23 protein-coding genes and 1 pseudogene are annotated in these 19870 nt (G+C 68.1%); 12 read left to right on the forward strand and 12 right to left on the reverse strand.

What is annotated here, in order from left to right; genetic code table 11:
* Positions 1-212: pseudogene (locus AB7O82_RS27520) on the forward strand (ABC transporter ATP-binding protein); the annotation flags it as partial.
* A gap of 60 nt (positions 213-272) precedes the next feature.
* Here AB7O82_RS27520 and AB7O82_RS27525 read toward each other — a convergent pair.
* On the reverse strand, positions 273-428 hold the full coding sequence (locus tag AB7O82_RS27525) for a hypothetical protein (RefSeq protein ID WP_428620638.1): 156 nt from the start codon (positions 426-428) through the stop codon (positions 273-275).
* A 98-nt stretch (positions 429-526) separates the two neighbouring features.
* Between AB7O82_RS27525 and AB7O82_RS27530 the strand changes: the two genes are divergently transcribed.
* Positions 527-826, forward strand: coding sequence for a hypothetical protein (locus tag AB7O82_RS27530; RefSeq protein ID WP_428620640.1), 300 nt, complete (start codon positions 527-529; stop codon positions 824-826).
* Here AB7O82_RS27530 and AB7O82_RS27535 read toward each other — a convergent pair.
* Both AB7O82_RS27535 and AB7O82_RS27540 read right to left on the reverse strand, forming a co-directional pair.
* A complete protein-coding gene (locus AB7O82_RS27535; RefSeq protein WP_428539089.1) occupies positions 823-1047 on the reverse strand; it encodes a hypothetical protein in 225 nt (74 codons plus the stop codon). The two genes, AB7O82_RS27530 and AB7O82_RS27535, sit on opposite strands and share 4 nt — an antisense overlap.
* A gap of 53 nt (positions 1048-1100) precedes the next feature.
* On the reverse strand, positions 1101-2780 hold the full coding sequence (locus AB7O82_RS27540; protein ID WP_428539091.1) for an N-acyl-D-amino-acid deacylase family protein: 1680 nt from the start codon (positions 2778-2780) through the stop codon (positions 1101-1103).
* A 109-nt stretch (positions 2781-2889) separates the two neighbouring features.
* Between AB7O82_RS27540 and AB7O82_RS27545 the strand changes: the two genes are divergently transcribed.
* Positions 2890-4011 (forward strand): NADH:flavin oxidoreductase/NADH oxidase, encoded by a 1122-nt coding sequence (locus tag AB7O82_RS27545; RefSeq protein ID WP_428620641.1) that lies wholly within the window; start codon positions 2890-2892, stop codon positions 4009-4011.
* 25 nt (positions 4012-4036) lie between these two features.
* Positions 4037-5251 carry a CoA transferase gene (locus AB7O82_RS27550; protein ID WP_428620643.1) on the forward strand — a complete coding sequence of 405 codons (1215 nt, stop codon included), beginning with the start codon at positions 4037-4039 and terminating at the stop codon, positions 5249-5251.
* A 122-nt stretch (positions 5252-5373) separates the two neighbouring features.
* Here the strand turns inward: AB7O82_RS27550 and AB7O82_RS27555 are convergent, their stop codons facing one another.
* From AB7O82_RS27555 to AB7O82_RS27580, 6 genes are all read right to left on the reverse strand, one after another.
* Entirely contained in the window at positions 5374-5799 is a 426-nt protein-coding gene (locus AB7O82_RS27555) for a MaoC family dehydratase (protein WP_428620645.1), read from the reverse strand.
* Complete coding sequence (locus AB7O82_RS27560; RefSeq protein WP_428620647.1) at positions 5796-6194, reverse strand: hypothetical protein; 399 nt, start codon at positions 6192-6194, stop codon at positions 5796-5798. Before AB7O82_RS27560 ends, AB7O82_RS27555 begins: the two co-directional genes overlap by 4 nt.
* Positions 6191-7411, reverse strand: a complete 1221-nt coding sequence (locus tag AB7O82_RS27565; RefSeq protein ID WP_428620648.1) for a beta-ketoacyl-[acyl-carrier-protein] synthase family protein — start codon at positions 7409-7411, stop codon at positions 6191-6193. Before AB7O82_RS27565 ends, AB7O82_RS27560 begins: the two co-directional genes overlap by 4 nt.
* On the reverse strand, positions 7408-8739 hold the full coding sequence (locus AB7O82_RS27570) for a glycosyltransferase (RefSeq protein ID WP_428620650.1): 1332 nt from the start codon (positions 8737-8739) through the stop codon (positions 7408-7410). The genes AB7O82_RS27565 and AB7O82_RS27570 overlap by 4 nt, the downstream gene beginning before the upstream one ends.
* A complete protein-coding gene (locus tag AB7O82_RS27575; RefSeq protein WP_428620651.1) occupies positions 8732-9700 on the reverse strand; it encodes a DUF6492 family protein in 969 nt (322 codons plus the stop codon). The genes AB7O82_RS27570 and AB7O82_RS27575 overlap by 8 nt, the downstream gene beginning before the upstream one ends.
* A 72-nt stretch (positions 9701-9772) precedes the next feature.
* A complete protein-coding gene (locus tag AB7O82_RS27580) occupies positions 9773-10651 on the reverse strand; it encodes a DUF6492 family protein (protein WP_428555139.1) in 879 nt (292 codons plus the stop codon).
* A gap of 328 nt (positions 10652-10979) precedes the next feature.
* Here AB7O82_RS27580 and AB7O82_RS27585 point away from each other — a divergent pair, with 328 nt between their 5' ends.
* Positions 10980-12038, forward strand: coding sequence for a hypothetical protein (locus AB7O82_RS27585; RefSeq protein ID WP_428620652.1), 1059 nt, complete (start codon positions 10980-10982; stop codon positions 12036-12038).
* Here AB7O82_RS27585 and AB7O82_RS27590 read toward each other — a convergent pair.
* Positions 11951-12163, reverse strand: a complete 213-nt coding sequence (locus AB7O82_RS27590) for a beta-ketoacyl synthase N-terminal-like domain-containing protein (protein ID WP_428620653.1) — start codon at positions 12161-12163, stop codon at positions 11951-11953. The genes AB7O82_RS27585 and AB7O82_RS27590 overlap by 88 nt on opposite strands.
* A 21-nt stretch (positions 12164-12184) precedes the next feature.
* On the opposite strand from AB7O82_RS27590, the gene AB7O82_RS27595 reads away from it, so the two are divergent.
* Both AB7O82_RS27595 and AB7O82_RS27600 read left to right on the forward strand, forming a co-directional pair.
* Positions 12185-13963, forward strand: coding sequence for an SDR family NAD(P)-dependent oxidoreductase (locus tag AB7O82_RS27595; protein ID WP_428620662.1), 1779 nt, complete (start codon positions 12185-12187; stop codon positions 13961-13963).
* A complete protein-coding gene (locus tag AB7O82_RS27600; protein WP_428554438.1) occupies positions 13956-15269 on the forward strand; it encodes an aminotransferase class I/II-fold pyridoxal phosphate-dependent enzyme in 1314 nt (437 codons plus the stop codon). Before AB7O82_RS27595 ends, AB7O82_RS27600 begins: the two co-directional genes overlap by 8 nt.
* A gap of 11 nt (positions 15270-15280) precedes the next feature.
* Here AB7O82_RS27600 and AB7O82_RS27605 read toward each other — a convergent pair whose 3' ends face one another.
* Positions 15281-15592, reverse strand: a complete 312-nt coding sequence (locus tag AB7O82_RS27605; protein WP_428554435.1) for an acyl carrier protein — start codon at positions 15590-15592, stop codon at positions 15281-15283.
* Between the two features lie 21 nt (positions 15593-15613).
* Positions 15614-16762 carry a hypothetical protein gene (locus tag AB7O82_RS27610; RefSeq protein WP_428554432.1) on the reverse strand — a complete coding sequence of 383 codons (1149 nt, stop codon included), beginning with the start codon at positions 16760-16762 and terminating at the stop codon, positions 15614-15616.
* Between the two features lie 118 nt (positions 16763-16880).
* Between AB7O82_RS27610 and AB7O82_RS27615 the strand changes: the two genes are divergently transcribed.
* The 5 genes from AB7O82_RS27615 to AB7O82_RS27635 all read left to right on the forward strand — a co-directional run bounded on the left by AB7O82_RS27615 (position 16881) and on the right by AB7O82_RS27635 (position 19847).
* Positions 16881-17714, forward strand: coding sequence for an SDR family NAD(P)-dependent oxidoreductase (locus AB7O82_RS27615; RefSeq protein ID WP_428620655.1), 834 nt, complete (start codon positions 16881-16883; stop codon positions 17712-17714).
* A gap of 160 nt (positions 17715-17874) precedes the next feature.
* A complete protein-coding gene (locus tag AB7O82_RS27620) occupies positions 17875-18369 on the forward strand; it encodes an Hsp70 family protein (protein WP_428620656.1) in 495 nt (164 codons plus the stop codon).
* Positions 18278-18601 (forward strand): CoA transferase, encoded by a 324-nt coding sequence (locus AB7O82_RS27625; protein ID WP_428620658.1) that lies wholly within the window; start codon positions 18278-18280, stop codon positions 18599-18601. The genes AB7O82_RS27620 and AB7O82_RS27625 overlap by 92 nt, the downstream gene beginning before the upstream one ends.
* Positions 18602-18806: 205 nt before the next feature.
* The gene (locus AB7O82_RS27630; RefSeq protein ID WP_428620659.1) at positions 18807-19511 is read left to right on the forward strand and encodes a hypothetical protein; all 705 of its coding nucleotides are present in this window, start codon (positions 18807-18809) and stop codon (positions 19509-19511) included.
* A gap of 93 nt (positions 19512-19604) precedes the next feature.
* A complete protein-coding gene (locus AB7O82_RS27635; RefSeq protein ID WP_428620661.1) occupies positions 19605-19847 on the forward strand; it encodes a type II toxin-antitoxin system Phd/YefM family antitoxin in 243 nt (80 codons plus the stop codon).
* Positions 19848-19870: the final 23 nt, after the last annotated feature.

Here is a 19870-nt window from a genome sequence, read left to right on the forward strand (position 1 = left end):
GCATCCAGCCGTCGGTCATCAAAGATATCGGCCGCGCCATCACCTTCCTGCGCCAGCGCGGCGACATGGCGATCCTGCTGGTCGAGCAGTACCTCGAGTTCGCCCACGAGCTGGCCGACGATTTCGCCGTCATGGACCGCGGCGAGATCGTGATGTCGGGAACCCGCGAGACGTTCGACCAGGAGGCGGTTCGCCGTCACATGACGGTGTAGCACAGGGCTTCACGCACTATGGAGACGCCTCCCCGGCGAAGCTGGGGAGGAGAGCAGAGGTCACGGCACCCGTGCATCCATATCCGGGCGCATGACGACGCTTTCGGCGGCCGATGCCTCGTTGCGCGACCCCATGAAGATGGCGGGGGTCGCTCCGCGATTGACGGCAACGTGCAGCATGTTCGCCGGAATGTAGACGTAGTCGCCAGGCTGCACCCGTTCGCAAATGCTCGAGGTCGTCGCCGGTCCAAAGCTCCAGCCCTTCTCCGCCCATCATGTACATCGCGGTTTCGTGATGCTCGTGCACATGGGCCTTGGTGCGCCCGCCGGGCGCCAGCATCATCAGGCCGAGCCAGATCTGGTTCGCACCCGCCGTCTCGGCGCTGACGCCCGGTTGGTTGTCCGCTCCCGCTGTCCGACCGATCTTCCGGCCGACGTTCGAGGCGCTCGCCTATTGTGCAGTGTCCCTCGGTCAGCCAGACAAGGCGCGGCACTGGCTTGCCCGCATGCGGGCGATGGACGGGCCGGAAAGCCACTTCTTGGCGCCGCTCAAGCGCAACATTCCTGGCTATGAGGCGCGCCTTGCGGAGTTGCTCAGGAGAGCGGAAGTTTAGGCGTCTCGCAGGTTGAGGCGGTTCTCGATACGCTCAAGTCGATGCTCGAGACGGTCGATCCGGTTGGATTGACCTGAGAAATCCCCGTGCAGAAGGGAAACCGAGACCTCGAGGGACGTCAGCCGCGCTTTTACGTCCCGCATGTCATCGCGCAAGCGCGTGACGTTCTCGTCAATCCGGTTGAGCCGCGTAAGAATGAGGTTGATGGGTTCGTCGGTCATCGCGAATCCCTTCTAACATGGGGACGATTGGCGCGAAAGGAAGGGGAACGCGCTCAGGTTGACAAACCCTCGGCACCGCGCACAAGCCGCCCCGGCCGTTCACCCGTCAACTCATCATTGCAGACCGTCTCGACGCCGGCGTTGAAGGTGTGGCGATAACCCGTTGCACGCTGGATCAGGCGGCGGCCGCCGGCTGGCAGGTCGTAGACGACCTCGGGGCGCTTCAGCGCCAGGCTGTCGAAATCGATCACGTTGATGTCGGCCTTGTGGCCCGGCGCCAGCAGGCCGCGGTCGCGGAGGCCGTACGCTTCGGCGGTGCCGCGCGTCTGCTTAGCGATCAGGAACTCGAGCGACAGTTTCGGGCCGCGCCGGCGGTCGCGCGCCCACAGCGTGAGCAGCGACGTCGGCGACGAGGCATCGCAGATCACGCCGACATGGGCGCCGCCATCGGCGACGCCGAGCACCGTCGCGCTGTCAGTGATCATCTCGTGCACCACGTCGAGGTTGCCGTAGGCGTAATTCTCGAACGGCAGCATCAGCAGGCCCTTGCCGTTCAATGACATCAGCGTGTCCAGCGCCACCGCCTGGGGCGAGCGCCCGGTCTTGCGTGCGATCGCGGCGATCGAGCTCTCGGCATCGGGCTCGTAGTCGGGCCGCTCGCCGACCGGGAACATCTTGTGGAACGAGTCGGCCAGGAAGGCGCGCGGTCCATCACCGCTCGGCGTCTCGACCAGACGACGGCGCAACTCGGCGTCCACCACCAGGCGGGCATGGCGATCGGCGGGCGTGAGCCGGCGCATCTCGAGCCAGGCCGGATGGGCGGCGAACGGATGTGCGGTGGTCTCGAGCCCCATCATGACGCCGATCGGCCGCGAGCCGACCTGGGCGTTGGCGGCGCGGCCGGCGCGGCGCACGCCATGGATCTGGTCCAGCGTCTCGCGCCACAGCCGGGGCTGGGCATCGACCTGGACCAACAGGCAGGACAGCGGCCGACCAGCCAGCGCAGCGGCCGCTTCCAGCGCCTCGAACTCGCCCGGACCGAAATCCGAGTTGACCTGCAGCACGCCGCACCCGGCGCGCTTCATGCCGGCGGCGATGCCCAGCAGCTCGGCCTCGCGGGCGCTGAGCGAGGGCGTGAAGCGGCCGTCCTTCGCCTTGTGCTTGGTGGTGCGCGAGGTCGTGAAGCCCAGCGCGCCGGCGCACAGCGCCTCCTCGGTGAGGCGGGCCATCGCCTCGATCTCGTGCTCGCCCGGCACCTCGGCATGATCGGCGCCGCGTTCGCCCATGACGTAGAAGCGCAGCGCGCCGTGCGGCAGCTGGGCCGCGACATCGACGGCGCGCGGCATCGCCGCAAGGGCGTCGAGATATTGCGGGAAGGACTCCCAGTCGAACTTCACGCCCTCGCTGAGCACGGTTCCGGGAATGTCCTCGACGCCTTCCATCAGGTTGATCAGGTAGCCCGACGCGCCTGGCCGCACCGGCGCGAAGCCGACGCCGCAGTTGCCGAACACCGTGGTCGTGACGCCGTGCCAGGCGCTCGGCGTGAGGAAGGGATCCCAGGTCGCCTGCCCGTCATAGTGGGTGTGGATGTCGACGAAGCCAGGTGCCACGATCAGTGCCGCGGCATCGATCTCGCGCCGGCCGGCGCCGAGCTTCGGGCCCACGGCGGCGATCCGGCCGTCCTGCACAGCGACATCGGCGATGCGGCGCGGCTGGCCCGAGCCGTCGATCACTGTTCCATTTCGGATGACGAGGTCAAACATGGAGGGAAGGATAGGCCGCGGGCCATCGTCCGGTCTATGTTCCGGACCCGCACAAGCCATCCCGTCCGGGGGACCACCCTTGCAGAAACCGCTTCTCTTCCAGCCTCTCAAGCTGCGCGGCGTCACCGCTCCCAACCGTGCCGTCGTGTCGCCCATGGTGCAGTATCGCGCCACCGATGGGCAGGTGAACGACTACCATCTCGTCCATCTCGGCAAGTTCGCGCTGGGCAAGTTCGGCATCGTCTTCACCGAGAACTGCGCCGTGGAACCGCGCGGCCGGGTCACCCAGGGCGATCTCGGCATGTGGGACGATGGTCTGATCGAAGGCCACAAGCGTCTTGTCCGCTTCCTCAAACAGGAGGGGGCGCTGGCCGGCACCCAGATCACCCATTCCGGCCGCAAGGGCTCGACGCCGCGCTCGTTCGACAAGCCGGGCCAGCTCGGCCCGGAGGGAGCCGGCTGGAAGAAATGGGAGGTTGTCGGCCCCTCCGAATTGTCGGCTGCCGAGGGATGGCTGGTGCCGCGCCAGCTTGCGGCGGCGGAAATCGAGGACATCGTCAGGAAGTTCGGCGAGGCGGCGCGGCGCGCCGACGCCGCCGGCTACGACGTCATCGAGATCCACGGCGCGCACGGCTACCTGCTGGCGCAGTTCCTGTCGCCGATCAGCAACAAGCGCAACGACGCGTACGGCGGTGATCGCGCCGGCCGGATGAAGTTTCCACTCGCGGCGGCGCGCGCCGTGCGCACCAACTGGCCCGAGCACAAGCCGATGTTCATCCGCGTCTCGACAGTCGACGGCGCCGGCGGCTGGGAGGTCGAGGACACGGTGGTCTTCGCCAAGGCGCTGAAGGAGATCGGCGTCGACGTCATCGACTGCTCGTCGGGCGGCCTCACCGGGCTGTCGACCGCGCTGCCGGTCAAGCGCGGCCTCGGCTTCCAGGTGCCGTTCGCCGCGGCGGTGAAGCGGCAGGCCGACATCAGGACCATGGCCGTCGGCCTGATTCTCGACGGACCGCAGGCCGAGGCGATCCTGCAGGCCGGCGACGCCGACCTGATCGCGATCGGCCGGCAGGCGCTCTACGACCCGTTCTGGGCCCTGCATGCCGCGCAGGAGCTGGGCTGCGACGGCGACTTCGGCATGTGGACGCCGGAGTACGGATGGTGGCTGGAGAAACGGAAGAACAATCTCGGCATCAGATAGCAAGACAAGACACGGGAAACGCACAATGACCGGAATCCTCGCCGGCCTTCGCATCGTCGAAGGCTCGGCGTTCATCGCCGCGCCGCTCGGTGGCATGACGCTCGCCCAGCTGGGCGCCGACGTGATCCGCTTCGACGACATCGAGGGCGGGCTCGACAACGACCGCTGGCCGGTGACGCAGGACGGCCGCTCGATCTACTGGGCCGGGCTGAACAAGGGCAAGCGCTCGATCGCCGTCGCCCTGCGCTCGCCCGAGGGCCGCGCGCTGCTGACCGCCCTGATCACGGCGCCGGGCGAGGGCGCCGGCATCTTCACCACCAACATGCCGGCGCGCGGCTGGCTTGCCTACGACGAGCTCGCCAAGAAGCGCGCCGACCTGATCGCGCTCAACATCGTCGGGGCGCGCGACGGCACGGCGCATGTCGACTACACGGTGAACGCCATCACGGGCTTTCCCCTGGTGACGGGACCGGTCGGCCACGAGGGACCGGTCAATGCCGTGGCGCCGCCGTGGGATCTCGCCACCGCCTATGCCGGCGCCATGGCCATCCTCGCCGCCGAGCGGCACCGGCGGCTGACCGGCGAGGGCCAGCGCATCGTCCTGCCGCTGCAGGACATGGCGCTCGCCGCCACCGCGGCGCTGGGCTACATCGGCGAGGCGGTGATCAACAAGGTCGACCGGCCGCGCTTCGGCAACGAGATCTTCGGCACGTTCGGCCGCGACTTCAGGACGCGCGACGGACGCTTCGTGATGATCTGCATCTTCTCCGACCGGCACGTCGATGCGCTGGCGAAGGCCGGCGGTTTCACGGAAGCCTTCGCCCGCATCGAACGCGGCAAGGGCCTCGACCTCAAGACCGACGCCGGCCGCTGGCTGGCGCGCGCCGAGCTTTGCGCGGTGATCGAGCCCTGGGTGGCGGCGCACACGGCCGCGGAGGTCGGCGCGGCGCTCAAGGAAGCCGGGGCGCTTTGGGCACCCTACCAGACCTTCCGCGAGCTGGCGGCCGATCCGGTGCACGTGCTCGACAATCCGATGTTCACCGTTCTCGACCAGCCCGGCATCGGCCGCTACCCGGTCGCCGCCTCGCCGCTGCAGTTCGGCGCGGTGCCACGCCAGCCGCCGCGGCCGGCGCCGCGACTGGGCCAGCATACCGACGAGATCCTGGCGGGCATCCTCGGCCTGCCCGATCACGAGATCGCCCGGCTGCACGACCGTAAGATCGTGGGGGGGCCAGTTTAGGGTCATGTCCGACGCGCAATTCCTCGGCGCTGGCGGGGGCATCGGCTGACTGACCACGGCGCTGCGCTCGCTCCCAAGGCTGTCGCATTGACCTTGCCGAAACCGACCCTCGGACCGCCGCCTCAGGCGCCAGGTCCGGCCGGGCCCGGCTCGCCGGTCAGGCAGGTTTCCACGACTGCTGCGATGGCGCCCTGCGGGTTTCTCGCGATCAGCCGGAGCGTGCATGACCAAGGCGTCTGTCGTTCGACTCTGACGACCCGACCATCGACAGTCAGGCTCTCACCGAGTCCCACAGACCGAACGAAGACGGCGCGGGCCGCCAAAATGGTGCCGTCGGCGTACCAGGCCTCGGCGATGCGGACCAGATGGCCCGCCAGCAGCATCCCCTGCACGACTGGTCCGGTGAGGCCTGCTGCCTTGGCTGCCGCCGGATCGACGTGGATCGGATTGGAATCGCCGGATGCGGCAGCATAGCGCTCGACGTCGTCTCGCCCAAAGGGCCCCAGCGCCGCGCGGGGCAGGCGATCGCCTGTTGCCGGAGGCTTCATGCGGCGGCGGCGCGCAGGAACACGAAGCGCGACTCGGCGCGGCTGACCACGCTTCCGGCGGCATCGTGCAGCTCGAGCACCAGCAGGGCCTGACGTCGCGCACCCTCGCCGTCGAAGCCGAGCAGGACGCGCGCTTCGAGCGCTTCGCCGATCCGTAGGGGCCTCGATTGGTCGAACGATTGTCCGACGTGAACCGGCGCGCCGCCTTCGGCTGAAGCGAGTCTTGCGAGGCGGTCCTCGACCGGTCGCGTGGCCAGCAGCCGGACCGGGTAGGTTGGCGGCACGAGTGGTTGGTTCGTTGCGCCATAGCCAACAGCAGCGGCAAAGCGCGCGACATCGTCGCGGTCGATCCGTACCGGGAAGCGGACGAATTCTTCTGCGCGGCGTGCGCTCATTCTGCGGCGACCACGGCTAGCGTCGCGTTCAGCCCGCCGAAGGCGAAGGCGTTCGACAGGGCGGCGTGGAACCGCAAGGGGCGTGCCTGGTTGGGGACGTAGTCGAGGCGGCATCGTGGGTCGCGCCCCAGCCAATTGGCGGTCGGCGGCACGATCTGCTCGCCGAGCGCCAGCGCCGTGGCCACGAGCTCGAGGGCGGACGCCGCCCCCAGCGCATGGCCGTGCATGGACTTGGTGCCGGAAACGGCCAGGCGATGGGCATGCTCGCCGAACACGTCCTCGATCGCCTCGCTCTCGGTGACGTCGTTCAGGATCGTGCCGGTGCCATGGGCATTGATGTAGCCGATGTCGGAAGGCTCGAGGCCGGCCGCCGCGACCGCGTCCGCCATGGTCTGGCCGATGCGTGCGCGATCAGGCCGTAGCAGGTCGCCGGCATCGGCGCTCAGGGAGAAGCCGGCGATTTCGGCGAAGATGCGGGCGCCGCGCCGCCGCGCGTCGGTTGCTCGTTCGAGCACGAAGATGCCGGCGCCGTCGCCCAGTACGATGCCGTTGCGATCGCGCGAGAACGGCCGGCAGGTATCGGAAGAAAGCACACGCAGCGCCTCCCAGGCGCGCATGCCCGCGGGATGCACGACAGCCTCGGTGGCGCCGCAGATCACCCGATCGACTGCGCCCGTGGCCAACAGCATGTGGGCAAGCGCCACTGCGTGATTGCCCGACGCGCAGGCGGTGCAGACGGCGAAGGTCGGTCCCTGCGCGCCGAGCTCGAACGCGATCTGGCTTGCCGCCGCGTTCGGCATCAGGCTCGGCACGATATTGGGCGACGTCCGCTTCTCCTGTGCCACGTAGAAGGAATAGGCTGCTTCGGTAATGGTCTGAGTGCCACCGGCCCCCGTACCGACGATCACGCCGGTACGGGGGCTGGCGAAGCTGGCACGGTCGAGACCGCTGCCCGCGACCGCCTCGCGCATGGCGAGCAAGGCGTACTGGCTGGACGGATCGAGCGCGGGAAGAACGTGCGGGGCGAAGTGGGCGGCAGCGTCGAATGGCGGCACCTGGGCCGCGACCCGGACGAAGCGGTTCTCGTAGCGCGGCAAGCGCAGCGGGCCGACACCCGATTGCCCGGCCTTGAGCGCCGACCAGAACGACGTCACGTCCAATCCCAGGGCAGAGACGCAGCCTATGCCGACAATGGCCGATCGCGTGCCGGACATCATTCCGCCTTCTCCGGACCGGCGATGCGGTGCGGCGTCGAAGGATGCTGCTTGGGCGTGCGCACGAACTCGACCGGTTGCCGGGCTATCAGGTCGCGCGCCAGGTAGTAGGTGGCGATCATGTCGAGGTAGTAGCGCAGGCCGAGGGCCTGGGCGCATGCCTGCACGAAGTGGCGGGACCTCGCGCGGTCGCCGTGCAGGGTTCGCTGGGCGATGAGCAGGCCGGCCAGCGCCAGTCCGTATCCCGAGTAGAAGAGGAACAGGCCCGTCCCGAACAGCCAGAGCGCCCAATCCCATCGCAGGATCAGGAGCGCGATGCCGCTCACCGTCGCCAGCGCCGACACCGGCGCCAGCAGGGCCGGGCTGAGATGGGTGAAGACAACGATCCGCCGTCGAGTCCCTTCGATGCGGCCGAGGAAGAGGGCGGCCATCATGCGATAGGCGATCTGGCTGAAGCCTTTCGTCCAGCGACGCTGCTGGCTCGCCCAGGCGCGGAAGGTCGTGGGGAGCTCGCCCGGCGCCGTCACGGTCGCCAGGAACACGCCATGGAATCCGGCGAGCCAAGCCCGGTAGCTCAGGTCGAGATCCTCGGCCAGCGTGTCGCCGCGCCAGCCCCCGCCCGCCTCGATCGCGGCGCGCCGCCAGATGCCGCAGGTGCCGTTGAAGGGCAGCGCGTGGCCGTCCCACGAGCGCGTCGTCTGCTCGACGCCCGTGTGATGATCGAACAGAAGCACCTGGGCGCGCGTCAGGGCATTCACGTCGGGATTGAGGTAGTCGATGCGCGCCTGGACGAAGGAAAGCGTGGCGTCCGACAGCAGCACCGGCATGCAACGCCGCAGGAAGTCGGGCGCCGGCACGTAGTCGGCGTCGAAGATCGCGAAGTACTGATGGGGCGTCGCCCCGACGCCGGCGGCCAGCGAGCCGGCCTTGAAGCCGTCGCGCACCTTGCGGTGCAGGACCGCGACATCGAAGCCGCGTCCGCGCAGTTCGCCCGCCACGGCGTGGGCGATGGCGAGCGTGTCGTCCGTGCTGTCGTCGCAGATCTGGATGTGAAGGCGATCGATCGGCCATTCCAGGCGGGCCGCGGCCTCGGCGGCGCGGCGCACGAGAAAGCCTTCATTGTAGCTGGCGATCTGCACCACGACGTGCGGCAGCTCTTCGTCAGGTGGTGGGGCAAGCGCCAGCAGGCGCTCCTCTTCTTCGCGGCCGCGCCGCCGCAGGCGCACGTGCATGCGCAGGAAGACGATATACATCGCCATGAAGAAGACGCTGGTGATCGCGCAGCCCCAGAACACCAGCGCGAGAACGTCGACGATCACTGTATCAAGCATGTTTTTTGTCCCGGGGCAGGCGACCGACGGCCGCCTTGACTTCGGCGAGCGAGACGCCGCTGGTGCTTTGCAGAACCGCAAAGGGAGCGCTGGGCCGCATCGACGGCGTATAGAGACAAAGGCGTTCCCGCTCGTCGGGAAACCAGACGCTGAGATCGTGCGCGAGCAGCGGCATGTCGTCGGTCGGCTTGACATGCCATTGCAGCAGCTTGTCGCCCGACAGCAACGTGTAGAGGGCATACTCGGTCCACGTGTCCTCGTGGATCGCCTGCCCGGCGCGGGCGCGGGTCTGCGCCTCTTCATACCAATGCCGCAATCGCGCCGTGGCCGCCCGGCGGATCACGCCAGGCACCGCCGTCATGGCAACGCCACGCAGGCCAAGCCACGACGCCGCGAGGCGCCAGATCACGTGTGCCGACAAGTCGCTGTGAAGCACGTTGGGTGTGACGTCGAAGCCCGACGCCGTGGGATGGTAGGACTGACCTAGCAGGCGGGTCGTCGCCGCCCACCAGCCATTCCGGTGTTGGCGATACCACTGCGACATCAAACGGCCGTCGCGGACGAATGTCCGGCCGTCGATGTCGCGCAGGCACGCCACGTCGGCGTCGAAGGTCAAATAGGGCCCGACACGCAACACCGCCGGGACGACCAGCTTGATGATCTGCTGCTTCCACCAGCCGGGAAGTCCATGAAAGGCATCGCGTTCGCCGAAGAATGCCTCCTCCGTCCAGTGTTCGATCCGAACATGCGGAGTTGATTCCAGTGCAGCCGCGACCGCTGCGGTATCCCGTGCCGGTGTCACGACGATAAGGCGGAAGGGGGTGTCGTCCCGCCATCGGTCGTGCAGTGTCGAGGCCAGAAACGCAGCGCGCTCGACGTCCCCGGACCGGCCGTGCGCGTTCGCCGCCAGCGGCAGCACGCCGGTCGTAACCTGCACGAGGGTTTCCGAAGAGACCGCCATGATGGTCCATTATTCACGGGCCGGCCGCCCGATTCTTGCGCTGGATCAATCCTGTGGGCGAAAGCCGGCCGATCAGCCCGAGAAGCCGAGGCAGTAGGCCCGCACGCGCTCGAGCGGAACGCGGGCGCGGCTCTGGACGATGATGAACTTGCCGCCGGGATCGCCGCCGGCCGGTCGGCTGGCGAGGCGCTCGAAATCCTCGGCGCTCCAGATGCAGGTGTGCTCGGAGAAGAGCCTGACGCTGGATCCGTAGTAGGTTTCCCAGTGCACGTGATGGTCGAACAGGTTGCCTCTGAGCTGGCCGACGCAGGTGTAGAGCGAATACTCCGTCCATGCTGTCGCGCCGAAGCGGAGATAGATCCGGCTGGCCAGGCTGGGCAGTGCGCCGAGCGGACGGTCGCGGAAATGGGCCAGTGTCTGCGCGGCGAGATCGCCGTGCAGGATGTTCGGCGTGACCGACAGCCCATGGCTGGCGTCGTCGTGCGGCATGCCGACCACGTCGGCGGCACGGCGCCACCAGGCGTGATGCTCCTTCGGCTCCCATCGCGACAGCAGGCGTCCGCCGGCGATGAAGGTCGCCGCGTCGAAGTCGCCGACGCAGCAGACATCGGAGTCGAGCGTCAGGTAGGCACCAAAGCCCAGTTGTGCCGGGACGGCGAGCTTGACGATTTGCTGGCGATACCAGCCCGGCATCAGGTGGAAGCCGCTGGCGAGAGGGAAGAAATCCCTTTCCGACCGCACCGAGACATCGATGTTGGCGAAGCGCGGCAGGCTGGCGCGCAAGGTGTCGACGTCTCCAGCGGGAGCCACGACATGAATCTGGAAAGGGCTGGGGTCGCACCAGTGGCGCGAGAGTGATTCCATGAGCAGGCCGGCACGCTCGAAATCCTGGCGACGCCCGATGCGGCGCAGTGCGAGAGGCAGGATGGCTTGGCGGACTTCGCTCGACATCGGTCTGTCTTGGCGGCGTGCCGGTGCGGCGACCTCGAATTGGACGCTCTTGTGCATCCTTTTGATCCTTTGCCAGAACGGGCGGGGTACGGCTTGACTTGAATCAAGGGCTGCGCGGCGCCTGCGGCGATGATTGCACGGATGCGTGCGCGATACGAATGAACCGCGAAGACACCCATCAACCGGCATCCGGGGCTCGGCAGGTGGACCACGAGGTCGCGGGAAGGAGCGGCGTCTCGCGGTCGAAGCGGGCCTGCCGGCGTTCGCGGCCGCGTCTTGCCCGGGCCGGGAACCGGCGCGGCCGGCTCCCGTGCCCCGGTGTTGCGCCGTGGTGGGCAAGGCGGCGGAGAGCAGCTTGAAGTCGGCTGCAGCGCTGGGCCGCAATCTTGGCATCACGGCCGTGCTCGTCGCCGCGCTCGTGGTCGGTGTGGTGGGCCTGACCTCGACCTTGCTGCTGTGTGGCCTGGCGGTGTTCCTCGGCCTGGCCGGCATCGTCCTGTTGCGCGGCAACGGCTGGCGCAGCGGGGCGCTGGTGGTGTCGGCCCTGGCCGTTGGCTTGGCACTGCTCGATCTCATGGCGTTGTGGCTGTGGCCGAGGCCGGTCGCAGAGGGCGTCGTCTACACGCCCGAGTTCGCGACCTGGGCTGGGGCCGATCCGGTTCTGGGCTACCGGCTGCGCCCGGGCATCACGGTTCGTGCCCTGGCCACGATGGGTGATGAAACGATTTATCGAGCCACCTATACGATCGGTGCCGACGGCTGGCGTATCACGCCGAACGGCCCGCCGCAGGCCCCCGTCTTCCTGTTCATCGGCGGGTCTTGCATCTTCGGCCAGGGGGTTGACGACGATCAGACGCTGCCCGCGCAGTTCGCGAAGGCGAACGATTTCAAGGTTCGGACGTCCAACCTGTCCGTGCCCGGGTACGGTGCGAACCACATGGCGCGCGCCTTCGAAGCGGGCCTGTTCGATCGTTACGCCAATGAGCCGGTCAAGGCGGTGGTGACGTGGATCACGTCGATGGACTTGGCGCGCGTATCGGGCGATGAGCCATGGCTCGAGAACGCGCCGCGCTACGAGCTCGAGGATCGGGCCCTGCGCTACACCGGAACCTTTCTCGAGCACCGCTGGCGCAATCCGCTCGACTTCCTCGCCTACCAGGCGCGCGAGCGATTTGCCTTCGCCAGGGCGATCGGGCTTCGACGGCGCCAGGAGCGGCAGGCGGACCTGTTCGTTGCCATGATTGCGCGACTGCGCGCCGAGGCCCGGGAGCGGTTCGGCGCGCCGCTTGTCGTCGTCCATCAGTTGCCCGACCAGGCGTTGCCGCCCGACGGTTCGGAGGGCCGGGAGACGCCGCCCGCGACCGCGAGGTCCGCTTCGCCCTCGTGAAGGCTGCGGCATGCCATGTGCACCGCCACCAACGACGACGAGCACGCGGTGTCGATGACCATCGACGGCCCCCTGCGCTGAAGAAGCAGGCGCGGCTGGCGGCGGGCGAGACGGTCCTGATCCATACCGCCGCCGGCGGCCTCGGCCTGGCCGCACTTCAGGTCGCGCACGCACTGGGCGGCAGGGTGTTGGCCACGGCCGGCAACGACGAAAAGCGGGCCTACCTGCGCGCCTGTGGCGTCGACTATGTCGGCGACTCGCGATCCGCCGCCTTTGCCGGCGAGGTCCTGGAAGTCACCGCAGGACAGGGCGTGGACGTAATCCTCAACACTCTTCCTGCCGACATGAATCGGCACAACATCCGGCTTCTGCGGACGGGAAGCGGGCGCCTCGTGGACTTGCGCAACATGCACTACGGCGCACAGCTCGAGTATGGCGCGCTACAGCGGGGCATCCTGTTCTCCGCGTTCGATCTCGGCGCCGTCGCCATCGCCGATCCGGAGTACGTATCGGGGTTGCTCGAAGAGCTCGCGCCCCTGTTCGAGCGTGGCGTGCTGCGACCGGTTCCCTACCGGCAAACGCCGCCGGAACGGCTCTCCGAGACGGTGCGCAGCTTCCGGAAGGTGGCCCATGTCGGCAAGTTCGTGGTGTCGGGGGCTGCCGGCGCGGTCGATCTGGCGCCCGGCATGGGCGGACTGAAGCTGCGGGGCGATTCGACCTACCTCGTCTCAGGCGGCTTGACGGGCTTTGGCCTGGCGACGGCGCGCTGGCTGGCGGACGGCGGCGCACGGCACCTGGTGCTGGTCGGCAGGCGCGGGGCGGCGACTGCCGAAGCGGCAACCGCCCTTGCCGAGCTCCGAGCCGCCGGTGTCGAGGTCGAAGCCGTCGCGGCCGACATCGCCGACCCGGCGCAGGTGCAGGAACTCGTCATCAGGCTGCGGCGCGATCATCCGCCGCTGCGCGGGATCGTGCATTCGGCCATGGTGCTGAGCGATGCGCCGCTGCTCGATCTCACGGCCGACCAGATCCGTTCGGTGCTGGCGCCGAAGGCCGACGGTGCCTGGAATCTCCATCGCTCGACCCTGGACGATCCCCTGGATTTCTTCGTCTGCTATTCGTCGATGTCGGCCCTGCTCGGCAACCGCGACCAGGCGAACTACGCTGCGGCGAACGAGTATGTCGAGGCGCTCGTACGCTACCGCCGCGCCATGGGCCTTCCTGCCCTGGTGATCGGCTGGGGCGCGATCGGTGCCACGGGTTACGTGGCCCGCAATCAGGCCATCCAGGATGTTTTCGTCCGCCAGGGCGTGTACGACCTCGAACCCGAGCGGGCCTGGACCACCATTGCCCATGGCCTGCGCACGGGCGCATCCTCCCTTTATGCCGCCTCCGTTGACTGGAGGACGCTGAGGCAATTCTCCCGGACGGTGTCCGCATCGCCGTGTTTCAGCCTGGTCGACGGCGGCCAGGCGAGCCACGAAGGCCATGCAGGCAATGCCACGGCGGCACTGGCGGACCTCGCCCCGAATGCCTCGCCCGAAGAGCGCTACCGTCATCTCGAGCAGATCATGGTCCGCGAAGTGTGCGGGGTGCTGGGGATCGACCCGTTGGGCCTCGAGCTCGACCGTCCCCTGCAGGCTCTCGGCTTCGACTCGCTCATGGCCGTCGAGCTGATCGTCGCCGTCGAGCGTGCGACCGGCCATGGACTGACGCGCATGTCGATGTTGCGGCCGGACGTCACTACCGCAGAGCTGGTCGCCGAGGTCGCCGGCATCGTCGGAACCGCACCTGCGGCGGCGAACGGGTCGCGCAACGCGGCAGCGGCGCTGCCCGACGCCGGCGACGTACGGGTCGAGGACCTCAGCGACCACGAGGTCGACATGCTGCTGCGCGAGCTCGAAACCGGCGAGGCTGGCGATGAATGATTCGACGTCCGACAATGCCTCGCTTTCGGCGCTGCAGAAGCGGGCGCTGCTGGAAAAGCTTCTCCGCGAGAGAGGGCGCCCGCCCGCCCGGCGTGCGGCAAGAGGCTTCCAGATCCCGCCGGAGTACGCGGCTCTCAGGCAGCTTTACGAAGGCGATGGTGTGGAGAGCCTCGGCGACCTGTTCTTGCAGAGCTTCGACGGCATCAATGCCGATCGGGCCCGGCGAGCCGGCACGGTGCTCGACAATTTCTGCAGCTACAACTACCTCGGCATGTCCGGCGACCAGGAGGTGTCACGCGCGGCGATCGACGCCATCGCGACCTTCGGCACGTCGGTCTCGGCCTCTCGGCTGGTCTCGGGCGAGCGTCCGGTCCACCGCCGCCTCGAACGGGGAATCGCCCAATGGATCGGCGCCGAGGATGCCATCGTGTTCGTCGGCGGCTTCTCGGCCAACGTCGATACGATCGGCCACCTGCTCGGCAAGGATGATCTGATCGTCTATGATTCGCTGATCCATGCGAGCGTCCAGCAGGGAGCCCGCCTCGCTGGCGCAATGGCCGTGCCCTTCCCGCACAACAATCTCGACGCACTCGACAACATCCTGCGGCGTCGCCGCAGGGACGCCCGCCAGGCGTTGATTGTCGTCGAGGGTGTCTACAGCATGGACGGCGACATCCCGGACCTGACGCGGCTGGTCGACATCAAGACCCGCGCCGATGCACTGCTGATGGTGGACGAAGCGCATTCCATGGGCGTGCTCGGCCGTACCGGCCGCGGCATTGCCGAGCATTCGGGAGTGCCGGCTGGCGCTGTCGATCTTTGGATGGGCACGCTCAGCAAGTCGTTTGCGAGTTGCGGCGGCTACATCGCCGGCTCGAGCGAGCTGGTGACCTACCTGCGACACACCGCGCCAGGCTTCGTCTACAGCGTCGGCATGACACCCGCCAATGCCGCGGCGGCCCTTGCCGCCCTCGGGGTGCTGCAGCGTGAGCCCGAGCGCGTGCAGCGGCTGCAGGCCCGGGCACGGTTGTTTCATGTGCTGGCGCGCCGCGCGGGGCTGGATCTCGGAACGGCGAGTCCCGAATCCGCCGTCGTGCCGGTCATCGTCGGCGAATCGCGCGCCGCCGTCAGGTTGTCGCACGCCCTGCTGGCCGAGCGGATTCTTGCCCTGCCGATCGGCTTTCCCGCGGTCGCGGAGAACAAGGCACGGCTGCGCTTCTTCGTCAGCAGTGCCCACAGCGAGGATCAAATCGGCCGGGCCGTCGACGCCGTGGCACGCAACCTGGGCACAAGCGGGCCCGCGTAGTGGGGCAGTCGTCAGGCCTGCCGGGGTGCCGGGTGCGCCGCCTCGGCGATCGCCGCGATGAGTTCACCGAGATTGCGCGCGGACGACAGCTTGGCGTCCATCGGCAGGTACACGCCGAGCTCGTCCTCGAGCGCCATGAGGATGGTCACCACGTCCATCGACGCGAGGTCGAGGCTTTCAAGCGTCGCCTGCGGTGCGATCCGGTCGCGCTCGACGCGACCCTCGCGGGCGATGACGTCGATGATCCTGTCCAGGAGCCGAGGGTCGTCGAGCGTGGGCCATTGCGATGCGGGAGGGACGGATGTCGTGTCGTCGGTCATCATCGGATCTCCGGCGGCGTCCGGTCAGGGGGCCACGAGCTGCTTACCATAAAGGCGAAGGGTGCGCTTGATCGCGAAGCCGAACTGCCGCAGCAGCTTCTGCAGCGGCTGGTTGTTGTCGAGCACCCAGCCGGCTTCGACCCAGTCGGCGCCGTGTCGGTAGTCGGCGAAGCGGTCGATGATCTCGCGCACCATGGCCATCGCGAGCACGGCGCCGCCGACGCTGTGGCGATACTCCGACACCACGCCGAGCAGGATGATGCGGCCGGTGCGGAAGCGATGGAAGAAGGTGCGGTAGCCGAGCTTGGCCCAGCCGAGCGGCGAGGGATCGGCACCGATGTCAGCGGTGATCTCGAACAGGTTCGGCAGGATCATGGCGACGCCCACCGGCTTGCCCGCCTTGAGGGCGATCAGGCCGCAGTCGCGCTGCACGAACGGCTTCATGTCGCTGCTGAGGCCCTTGAGGTCGTCCGGCTCGAGCGGCACGAAACCCCAATTGCCCTTCCACGCGTCGTTGTAGACGGTGCGCATGATCTCGATGTCACCGGCGAGGTTGCGCAGGTCGAGCGGACGCATGGTCAGGCCCTGGATCGCCTCGGCCGGCCGCCGGGTACGCTGCAATTCCTCGAGCTTTGCGGCAAGCCCGTCGAGGCGCCAGTAGTGCAGCTCGCGGCAGGCCGCGTAACCGCAGGCCTCGAGGCGCGGCGCGAGGTACGGTGGATGCCAGGGCACCATGATGAGCGGCGGCTCGTCGTGCCCGCCCACGAGAAGGCCGGGCTCCTCGTTCATGGAAAGAAGGCACGGACCGAAGGCGCGCTCCCGGCCCTGGCCTTGCAGCCAGGCCTCCGCCGTCTCCATGAGGGCGCGCACGACCGCGTCGTCATCGATCGCATCGAGGCAGCCGAACAGGCCGGCGTCGCCGAACGTACCGGCCGGCTGGGCCGCGTCGATCTGCGCCGAGACGCGGCCGACGGCGACGCCGTCCCGGCGCGCGATCCAGTACTGAGCTCTGCCGTGCTTGAAGAACGGACCCTTGCTCGCGTCGAGGAAGCCGCGCCGTTCCATGTTGAGCGGCGGCACATAGGCCGGGAATCGGCCGTAAAGTCGGGCCGGCAGGCGGATGAATTCCTTCAGGGCCGCGGGCGAGCTTACGGGTTCGAGGACGAGGGACATCGGGGCTCGAGGCGACGGGCTGCGATGAGGCGCTGCTGCGGCATGCCGGGCTCAGCCGGTATTCTTAGACAACGCTGGCCACGTCCGCCAGCGACACGCTTCGAATCCGGGCGACGACATGGCGCAGGGCAGGGAACGTAAGGCAGGGGCCGTGCCGGGTGCGACGCGCCATGTCGCGATCACCGGCGCCTCGAGCGGTCTCGGCCGGGCGCTGGCCGAGCTTTATGCGGCGCAGGGCTGCCGCCTTTCGTTGGCCGGCCGCGACCCGGGCCGGCTCGCCGCCGTCGCCGCAGCCTGCCGGGCAAGGGGGGCGGAGGTCGACGCCTGCACGGTCGACGTCGTCGATCCCGCGGCCATGCACGACTGGCTCGTCGCACGGGATGCCGACTGCGGGATCGACATCCTGATCGCCAATGCCGGCATGGGAGGCTCGGCCGTGCTGCCGCCGCCTCACGGCGAAGATGGAGCGCTCGCGCGTCGCATCCTCTCGGTCAACACCGCGGGCATGATCAACTCGGTTACGCCGCTCCTGTCGCGAATGGTGTCGCGTGCAGCCGGGCACATCGTGCTCGTCGGCTCGATCTCGGGCGCGATCGGCCTGCCCCAGTCGCCGGTCTACTGCGCGTCGAAGGCGGCGGTGCAGATCTACGGTGATGCCCTGCGCCGGCTGGTGCGCGAGCACGGCGTGCGCGTGACCAACGTCCTGCCGGGCTTCATCGACACGCCCATGAGCCGCTCGCTCGGCATGGCACGGCCCTGGTGCTGGACCGCCGATCGGGCAGCGCGCCGGATCGCCCGGGACGTGGCACGCGGCCGCCCGCGCTGCATCTTTCCGTGGCAGCTGCGCTGGCTGATCGCGCTGCAGAGCCTGTTGCCCCTGTGGTTGTCCGACGCCGTTCTGTCGGCCGCCAGCCGGCGTGCCCGGCGGCGCGCGGAGGCGGGCCGGATCTAGCGGGCCGCGGACCATCGGGTCGAGTTGGTTTTTGAAAAGGTCAGGGGGAGCGATGCGAGCATCCCGCTATCGCCGTGGCGGTTAGGCGAAAGGAGACAGTCTGGCAACATGCGAGGCTTCTCAATGGATGAGATCCCCTTCGCACCTGAAGGGGACAGAGATGATCGCTTGCGGACTGGATTTCGGGACGTCGAACTCGGCGATCGGGGTCGCGCGCGACGGGGCAGCCGCATTGGCGCCAATCGAAGCGGGCAGCACCCTGATGCCGAGCGCCGTGTTCTTCGACTATGAAACCAAAGGTCGGGTGCTGTTCGGCAACGAGGCGATCGCGGCCTATGTCGGGCAGACCGAAGGGCGGCTGATGCGGGCGCTCAAATCGATCCTGGGCTCGCCCCTGATCGACGAGGAGACCAGCCTGGGAGGCCGCAAGGTGCCGCTCGCCACGGTCGTCGAGATCTTCGTCCGCCATCTGAAGGACAAGGCCGAGGCCTTCGCGGGGCGAGAGATCACGGCCGTCGTGCACGGCCGGCCGCTACGCTTCGTCGACGGCGACGACGGGGCCGATGCCCGCGCGCAGGAGGTGCTCGAGGCCATCGCCCGTCGCGGCGGGGGCGCTGTGGGCGCCCTACCAGACTTTCCGCGAGCTGGCGGCTGATCCGGCCCACGTGCTGGACAATCCGATGTTCACGATCCTCGACCAGCCCGGCATCGGCCGCTATCCCGTCGCTGCGTCCCCGCTGCAGTTCGGCGCCGTGCCGCGCCAGCCGCCTCGACCGGCGCCATTGCTCGGCCAGCACACCGACGAAATCCTGTCCGGCATCCTGGGATTGCCCGATCACGAGATCGCGCGCCTGCACGACCGCAAAATTGTCGCGAGTCCGGCCTAGCGTAGCGGTTGCCGCGGCCATTCCGGGCGCGGCGAAGAAGGCGACATTCAATGGATTCGCAAACGCACGCATGAGAACGCATCACCCCCTTGGGATGTGGCCGCTGTGGATGCCTGCCGGCAATTGAGACAGGTGTCATCCGCTCAGGCACGTTCCAGGCCATTCCTGTGTCGCCCAAGCGGCTTGTCACGTCATGGAGGGCTGGATGATTTGGAACCAGATCAAGACCATGAATTGCCTGCCGCAAAAGCCTGACGACCGCTTCGATGCCTACCTGACCAAGAATCCGGTGCCGTTCACGACTCCGGCGGGCCCCGACCAGCGCTTCTGGGTGATCGGGCCCTACGAGAAGCTGAAGGAGCTGGCGCGTTCCTTTCGCGTCGACGCCACGGCGCGGACCAGCTTCGAGGATGGCTGCTTCGGCCGGCGCCATACCGACCTGCCGCCGACCGGCGAGCAGCCGACAGGAGGGTTCCGCAAGAAGATCGCGGTGGCGGTGCCCCGTCCGGTGAACCCGGCCCTGATTGCCATGCGCCAGGGAGTGAACCCGCCACAGACGCCGAGGCGCAGTGACCTGTTCGACGTCTTTGCCGACTTCTACGCCAGGAAGACCCTGGAAGCACACCACATCATCGAGAAATCCATCCTGGGCGATCTCAAGCGCAACAAGGGCGATCTGCGCGACGACGTCGCGCCCTGCGTCCTCGTCGTGGCCGAGCTGCATCAGCAGATCTACACGCCGGAGGTGAGCCGCTTCCGCGCCTCGTTCAAGCCGGGCATGTCGAGCGCGGCACAGGCCGACCTGCTGACGACGATCTACAAGGACCTGTACGCCTCGCCGCAGATGGCCGACCTGCTCGCGATCGCCAATGTCATCATCGGCCAGGTGCGACTCGGGCTACCCAACTAGGGACTGGGCTCAGGGGCCCGACCGGGACTCTGTCCGCCACGTATCTTGCGACGGACCAACTAGTTGATTAAACTAGTTGGTAGAGAGGTAAGCATGGCTATCGTCGGAAGTTTTGAGGCCAAGACCAAATTTTCTGCGCTTCTGGAACGCGTGGAACAGGGCGAACAGATCTTGATTACGCGACGTGGCAAGCCTGTCGCGCGATTGATGCCGATCGCGACGGCGCGGAAGGCGAAAGTGTCTGCAGCGATTGAAAAGCTCCGGAAGCTGCGTGAAGGGACGACGCTCGGTGGCCTCGGTTGGAAGGAATTGCGCGACGCCGATCGCAAGTACTGACCGTGTTGGTCGTCGATGCCTCG

This window comes from Reyranella sp. (genome assembly GCF_050185545.1).
In the GTDB taxonomy this organism is placed as follows: domain Bacteria; phylum Pseudomonadota; class Alphaproteobacteria; order Reyranellales; family Reyranellaceae; genus Reyranella.